Here is a 7,092-nt window from a genome sequence, read left to right on the forward strand (position 1 = left end):
CAAGATCGATCCGATGGTAGGTCACGTGGATATCCTCATTGCTTGCACCGTGGTCACCACACCACGCCGCAAAAACAACGATCTCATCCACAGTTCGCAAGGCGGCTCACGCCGGAGGCACACGAGGTGAATGGCGGCATCGGCCTTGATACGGTTGTGACCGGTGTTTCTGTCCTGGATAGCAGTGCCGTCTGGAACTCCGGCTCATATCACAGCGTCCGGCTCGGGGATGGGAGCACGCAAACCCTCATAGACGTCGAGCGGATTATGTTTGGCGACCTGACACTCGCTTTCGATATCGGGGCAGGGGAACATGCGGGGCAAATCTATCGCATGTACCAAGCGGCCTTCGACCGAACGCCTGACACTCCCGGTCTAACCTTCAATCTCGCAAATTACGACAACCGCGGGTTCACGTTGAAGGAAATGGCGAATTTCTTCGTTGTCTCCCCTGAATTTGCCAGTCTCTACGGCGCGAATTCCAGCGACACGACGTTCGTTGATGCGATGTACGCCAACGTCCTCGATCGGGGGCCAGACGCCGCCGGCCTCGCCTATTACCTGACACGGTTAGGGAACGGGATTTGGGATCGCGCTGATGTGCTGGCCGGATTCGCCGAGAGCCCTGAGAACATCAATCTAGTGGCTGTAAACATCAGCAATGGCATCACGTTGCAGAGTGACATCCTCCTCGTTTGACGACACACCAAGCCAATGCATGTCGTTGAGTTGCTATCCATTTTTCTCGCCGCACGCGCAATTAGCCCCTTGATGCCGTATAGCATCTACTGTACCCATCCCGCCTAGCGAATCTGTTTTTTGGCACTCACGGGATGTGGATGCCCGAGCGGTTTGCGGATGGGGGGGGATTCCCCTCCTTGTTTCGTCGGCGCATGGGCGCCCTGATGCACGTGGAGATACCGTGGCTACTATCGATACAATTCGCCAATATTTCGCTGATATCCTTCAGCGTTCGGGCTCGGAAGTCACTTCTGCCGAGATCAATTCCTATGTGTCGGCTGTCGACTCTGGCGCGCTGACGCTCGCTCAGGTCCGTGTCGCGCTGATCCAGTCCCCGGAAGGCCAAGACGTGCAGGACGTTGTTCGCCTGTATCAGACCGTCTTCGGTCGCGTGCCGGACAAGGCAGGCCTGAACGACCAGGTCGACACGCTGCGTGGCCCGGCCACCGAGTCCGATCTCGCCAACAGCTTCGCCAACTCGCCCGAGTTCATCAGCCGTTTCGGTGGTAACACGGTCAATACGGCCTTCATCAACGCTGTCTACCAGCAGGTTCTCGGCCGTACGCCGTCGGCTGGTGAAGTGAATTTCTACCTCAACTCGGGCTTCAGCGCGGGCCGTATCGCTCTTGCCTTCTCTGAGTCGCCGGAGTTCCAGGCGAACGTTTCGACCGCAGTTGTTGGCTTCCTCGACGCTGCTGGTCAGGGCACCGCTGTTTACACCGGTTCGCTCGGCGGCACGGTTAACGTTGGCACCACCTTCACGCTCACTACCAATGTTGATGCGCCGAACGCCGTTTCCCCCGCTATCAACACCAACGGTACCGCACAGAACGACACGTACAATGCGGTTAACGGTACGATCAACACGCTGACGGCTGCTGACCAGATCGACGGCGGCGCCGGCACCGACACCCTGAATCTTCTGCTTGATGCGAATGGCTCCGTAGCCAGCCTTAACAATGTCAAGAACGTTGAAATTTTCAACATTCAGGACACTGCCAACGGCTCGGCAATCGATTTCGGTAGTGTTGTTGGCGAGCAGCAGGTCTGGAATGATCGCGGCACTGGCGCCCTTACGTTCGCAAACGTTGCCGACGGCACCACTGTCGGCCTCCGCGGTAATGGAAACGCGGTTCTCGGCAATGTCGCATTCGAGCAGGTAACTGCTGGTGCTGCTGTTAACATTGCTATCGATGGTGGTGTTGGTACGACAGGCACCCTGCCGACCATCACGAACGGTCTTACTGGTGGTGTGACCACGAACGCTACGACGGCGACGATCTCATCGACTGGTGCGGCAAACACCGTTGGTGCAATTGACCTGACTGAGACCGCTGGTAGTGCAACGGCCGGTGTCTCGACACTAAACGTCAATGCCGCCACCAACCTGACGGCTACTCTGGTTGGGGCTGATTACAATACAAACGGCGCTGATCTCAAAGTTTCCGGTGCAGCTTCGAGCGTGAACCTCGGCGCTAACGGTGTCTTTAAAACGATTGACGCAAGCGGGATGACCGCTGGCGGCCTTACCGTTGGCTTGAGCTCTGTTACGAACAGCTTCAAGGGCGGCGCAGGCAACGACGTTGTCACCACAGCAGGGCTGGCTACCTCAGTGGCCGCGTCGTCGATCAATGCGGGTTCTGGCACTGCGGATCGGCTCGTTGTTGGTGCCTCGGCGGATGTTGATACGGCTGCAGAAGCTCAGCGTTATGCCGGCTTTGAGGTTCTGGATGTCGGTACGCAGACGTCCGACGTTAGCTTGTTCACGAACTCCTCAATCAATGCTCTGCGTATTGGTGGTGCAGCCACAGTCAGTAACCTCACTGCCGCTCAGGCGGGTGCCATCACGCAATATGCTAATGGTTCCGCCACCATCAATGTCGCTGGTGCTGGAACCGTCGGCCAGATCGATACGGTGAAGATCACCGCAGACGATGGAGCAACTGCCACGTCGACGATCACTCTCGGCACGCCGGTACTCGCAAACGTTGAGCGCCTTGAGCTGAATGCGGTTGATAACATCACCGTTACGGCTCTGACTTCTGCTGAAGCGGTTGGAACGCTTGTTCTTAGCGGCGCTGGGACTCAGTCAATCACGTCCGGTGCAATCACTCCCGAGGCAAACGGGGTGGTTGACGGTTCCGCAGCTACGGGTGCGCTTACGCTCGACTTCGGTGGGGTGGTTGGCGCGACTACTACGAGCGCAACGTCGTTCATTGGTGGTGCTGCGAATGACACGATCACCACAACGGGTGGTGCTGCTGATATCGTTAATGGCAAGGGTGGTCTTGATACCATCATTGTTACCAAAGACGCGGCGTCTAGCGGATTTGCAACGGTTCAGTCTGAAGTTACTACGGCGGCAAACTCGGATATCGTGCTCGGCTTCGTCACTGGCGAGAACAAGTTCGACTACAATGGCGCCTTGGTGAACGGAACTGGCACGTCGTCTAACGGCATCCAAGGTGCAGAGATTGCTACAGGCACTACGTTTGCTAACGCTATCGCCGCAGGCAACGCGAACAATGCGATTGTTTTCCAGGCAACGACCGATCTTACCGGTGCCCAGGAAACTGCGCTCGACACGTTGGTTGGTGGCGCTGCTGGCTCCGGCTTCACAGCGGCCAACATCAATGCTGTTAAGGCTGCGTTCCTCGCCACCGGTGGTGCATTGAACGGAACTATTGCGAACCTTGATGCGACCTTGGGTGCTGGTGATAGTGCGTTGGTCCAGTTTGAGACGGACACTGACACTGTTGTTTTCCGTATCACGAACACCGACACGGCAGTTGCCAACACTCTGACAGCTGATGAAGTACAGCTCGTCGGTGTGTTTGACAGCACCGCATCGATTGCCGCTGGTGATTATATCTAAAACACTTGGCCTGCCCTCCGGGGCAGCCCATCAATCTCTACAGCGGCAGGGGGTCTTCACGGGCCTCCTGCCGTTTCCATTTGTCCACCACTCAATCCAATCCCAAGGAGCGCACCCCATGTCAGAAACCAAACAGGTCGAGGCCAAGGTCCTTCAGCGCGTCCAGGTCCACACCCCCAACGAAGGTCCGTCCACCGTCGTTCTGGAGATGGTCACACAGCACGGGTCTGAGTACTTCTCGCTGAACCGGGCCGAGCTGGGGAAGGTCGCCGAGCTTCTGAAGATTGAAGCCGAGAAGGTCCCGAATGGCTCTGCCGGGGCTCCTGAGACGGCCTGAGGGCGTCGGTAGCAAGGGCCGCTTTTGCACAACCTGGAAGCGGCATTCGCCCTCGACCGATCTAGGCATACTCTAGCCAGGCTCAGGAGCGTCCGCAGGGGCGGAAGCCACTGCCTGCTAAGGCTTACGCGGGCCACCATGTGGTTGAGATCGGGGCGTTTTGGCGTCGCCCATCTAGGCATGTTCTAGTCACGGCCGTTTTGAGGGTCCCAGAACCGCCATTTCAGGCCTCCTCAGCCTCCTCCTCGCGACTGGCCCTCTGGAGGACCATCGAGGCCACTTCAGCAGCGTCCTGGCGAGCCTCACCAGTTAGGTGAGCGTAACGCTGGGTGGTCTTGATCTGGGTATGTCCCAGAAGGTCCTGCACGACGTAGATCGACACGCCGCTGTTCACGAGGAAGCTGGCGAAGGAGTGCCGGAGGTCGTGGAGGCGGACATCGGGCAGGCCTGCTCGGCAGCGGATGCGATGCCAAGGGTAGTAGAGCGACTGAGGAGGGCTGCCCGTGTCAGGCTATGGGAAGATCCAAGGGTTTCCCTTCGTGCGCTTGAGGCCTTTCAGGAGCGCGATGGCTTGACCGTTCAGGGTGATCTTCCGGGGTTTGCCGGACTTGGACTGGGGCACCAGCAGGGTGCGACGTCGCCAGTCGATCTGCTCCCATCTGGCATGAGTGATCTCGTTCCGCCGCGCCCCGGTCAGCAGGAGAAGCAGGACCGCTTGAGCGGCGAGCCTGTTCTCGTCTTCCGCAATCGACACCAGAAGCCGCTTGGTCTCCTCCTCGGTGAGGAAGCGGTCCCGGTGAACCGTCGGGGCCAGCTGCAGGGCCGCCGTGGGGTTCTCAATGACACCGGCGAGCTTCCATTTCTTGGCGAGATTGAAGACGTACCGCAGCAGGATGACGACGCGATTGGTGGTACCCGACGCGTAGCCCTTGAGGCGCATCCTGCGAACCAGCTCGGCGACGCCCTCCGGGGTGACCTCGTCAAGGTAGAGCGGCCCCAGCCCGGGAAGGATATGCAGCCGGAGGATCGTCTCGTCGGTCTTCCAGCTCCGCTTGTACTCCTGGACGTGGGGGAGGTACCGGGAATGGACCAGTTCGGCGAGCGTGAGGGTCGCTCTCAGCTCCTTGCGTTGCCGGTGAGGGTCAGGTCCCAGGAAGGCGTCGGCCTTGACCGCTCCTCATATGGCAGACGGTCTGCACGAGGCTTCTTCTGTTAGCTTTTGTTAAGGTTTAAACCGCTTTCGAAGAGCGACCTCATGCCAGCCCCCATTGAAGGCCATTCACTGTCGTTCTGGAAAATGGTCGTGCAGCAGGGTTCTGAGTACTTCTCCTTTGAACGCGGCGTGCTTGGGCAGCTCGTCCAGCTTCTGACGACGGAAGCCAAGAAAGTCCGGGATGGGGCTGCCGGGGGGGCTGCGGTCGTTTAATAAGGGGCATTAAGCGGTCACGCGGATCGCGGGGGACAAAAAAGTATGAGTGCTTGGACATCTGGCTATGTCACCGATCTTGGCTACACGCATGGGTTCTACCGCGAGTTGACACCAGCCTTGCTGAGCCTCCTGGCACTCATCAGAGCGCAACGCGGATTGGAGCCAGGGACGTCGCTCAATTACTGCGAACTGGGCTGCGGACAGGGCCTGTCTATGAACTTGCTGGCCGCCGCGAACCCGCAGGTTCAGTTCCACGCGACAGATTTCAATCCGTCTCAGATTTCCGGTGCGCGGGCTCTTGCTGACGAGGCCAGCTTGGCCAACGTCAAATTCTACGACCATGCGTTTGCGGATTTTGCTGATGCGCCGGGCTTACCGGAGAGTTTCGACATCATTGCCTTGCATGGCATCTACAGCTGGATCAGTGAAGATAACCGGGCGGCGATTGTCGCGTTCATTCGGCGCAAGCTGAAAGTCGGCGGCCTCGTCTACGTATCCTACAACGCGCTTCCTGGATGGTCGGCCGCGGCGCCGATGCGGCATCTCATGTATCTCCATGGCAAGGCCAAGGGTGGGCCAACGGTCTCCCGCCTTGAACCTGCTTTGGCGTTCGTCGATCAGATGCAGCAAGCCGGGGCGGCCTTTTTTCGGGTGAACCCAGGCCTGAAAGAGCGGTTCGAACGGGTAAAGGGTCAGAACCGGAACTATCTGGCCCACGAATATCTGAATGACGCGTGGACGCTGTTTTATCATTCTGAGGTGGCCTCAGAGATGAGCGCGGCGAAGCTGAGCTTTCTCGGTTCAGCGGCACTTCTCGAGCAGGTCGACGCGATCAACCTCACGCCTGAGCAGCAGCAGATTATGGCCGGCATCGAGGATCCGGTGCTGCGGGAAACCGTCCGGGATTATATGACGAACCAGCAGTTCCGCCGGGACGTTTTTGTTAAAGGACCGGTGCCCCTTACCCCACAGGCGACGCAGGAAGCCCTCCTCGATCGCCGCTTCGCGTTATCGGTGGCCCGCACCGACGTCACTCTGAAAGTGGCTGGCTCGCAAGGCGAAGCCACACTGCAATCTGAGGTCTACACACCGCTTCTGGACGTGCTGTCCGGCGGCGCGAAGACGGTCCGGGAGATGCTGGGTGACCCAGCTGTGGCAAGTCTCGGTTGGGCAAGACTGCAACAGGCGCTGACCGTACTGGTCGGAGCCGGGCATTTGCAGCCGTGCTTGCCTACCAAGGACGAAGGCAAGCGGGCCAAAAGCGTGAAGGCGTTCAACAATGCCGTTCTGCAAAGAGCGCGTGACAGCGCCGAGCTTCAGTTCCTTGCCTCGCCAGTGACCGGCGGCGGCGTGTCTGTCGGTCGGTTCCAGCAGCTGTTCTTGCTGGCGCTGGCTGAGGGTAAAAAGCAGCCTGAGGACTGGGCCGAGTTTACCTGGAAGGTGTTGGCGAGCCAAGGACAGAAGATCCTGAAAGACAGTAAGGCGCTTGAGACGGATGAGGAAAACCTGGCCGAGCTGAAAGGGCAGGCAGCGACCTTTGCCGAGAAGCAATTGCCTGTACTGAAAAGCCTGCTGGTCGCCTGACGATCTGATACCCGCCTGCGCTTGATCTGACTCAGCTGTGATTTTCCTGTCCTGGGCGTTCGTGATTCCCTGTCTGGCGAAGGGAGGGAAAGAGCGATGGCCGTAAGAATCAACGAGGACCTGTCG

At 58.8% G+C, this 7,092-nt stretch carries 5 protein-coding genes and 1 pseudogene; 5 read left to right on the top strand and 1 reads right to left on the bottom strand.

The genetic code is table 11. The features are described from left to right. From H9Q09_RS22105 to H9Q09_RS22115, 3 genes are all read left to right on the top strand, one after another. Nucleotides 1-699: DUF4214 domain-containing protein (locus tag H9Q09_RS22105; protein WP_210315475.1), on the top strand; the 699-nt coding region annotated here is incomplete at its 5' end. A gap of 223 nt (nt 700-922) precedes the next feature. Then, a complete protein-coding gene (locus H9Q09_RS22110; protein WP_187392866.1) occupies nt 923-3,616 on the top strand; it encodes a DUF4214 domain-containing protein in 2,694 nt (897 codons plus the stop codon). 118 nt (nt 3,617-3,734) lie between these two features. Then, a complete protein-coding gene (locus tag H9Q09_RS22115) occupies nt 3,735-3,953 on the top strand; it encodes a hypothetical protein (protein ID WP_187392867.1) in 219 nt (72 codons plus the stop codon). A gap of 223 nt (nt 3,954-4,176) precedes the next feature. On the opposite strand, the pseudogene H9Q09_RS22625 reads toward H9Q09_RS22115, so the two are convergent. Continuing rightward, nucleotides 4,177-4,893, bottom strand: a pseudogene (locus H9Q09_RS22625) (site-specific integrase). A gap of 315 nt (nt 4,894-5,208) precedes the next feature. On the opposite strand from H9Q09_RS22625, the gene H9Q09_RS22130 reads away from it, so the two are divergent. Together H9Q09_RS22130 and H9Q09_RS22135 are read left to right on the top strand one after the other, a co-directional pair. After that, complete coding sequence (locus H9Q09_RS22130) at nt 5,209-5,379, top strand: hypothetical protein (RefSeq protein WP_187392869.1); 171 nt, start codon at nt 5,209-5,211, stop codon at nt 5,377-5,379. Between the two features lie 45 nt (nt 5,380-5,424). After that, on the top strand, nt 5,425-6,966 hold the full coding sequence (locus H9Q09_RS22135; RefSeq protein ID WP_187392870.1) for a class I SAM-dependent methyltransferase: 1,542 nt from the start codon (nt 5,425-5,427) through the stop codon (nt 6,964-6,966). Nucleotides 6,967-7,092: the final 126 nt, after the last annotated feature.

The sequence above is a fragment of the Aurantimonas sp. DM33-3 genome, from assembly GCF_014334315.1.
GTDB lineage: Bacteria > Pseudomonadota > Alphaproteobacteria > Rhizobiales > Rhizobiaceae > Aurantimonas > Aurantimonas coralicida.

Bases quoted from the DNA above. Each gene is read 5' to 3' on its own strand.
- H9Q09_RS22115 (WP_187392867.1), top strand. From the start codon at position 3,735: ATGTCAGAAACCAAACAGGTCGAGGCCAAGGTCCTTCAGCGCGTCCAG.
- H9Q09_RS22130 (WP_187392869.1), top strand. From the start codon at position 5,209: ATGCCAGCCCCCATTGAAGGCCATTCACTGTCGTTCTGGAAAATGGTC.
- H9Q09_RS22135 (WP_187392870.1), top strand. From the start codon at position 5,425: ATGAGTGCTTGGACATCTGGCTATGTCACCGATCTTGGCTACACGCAT.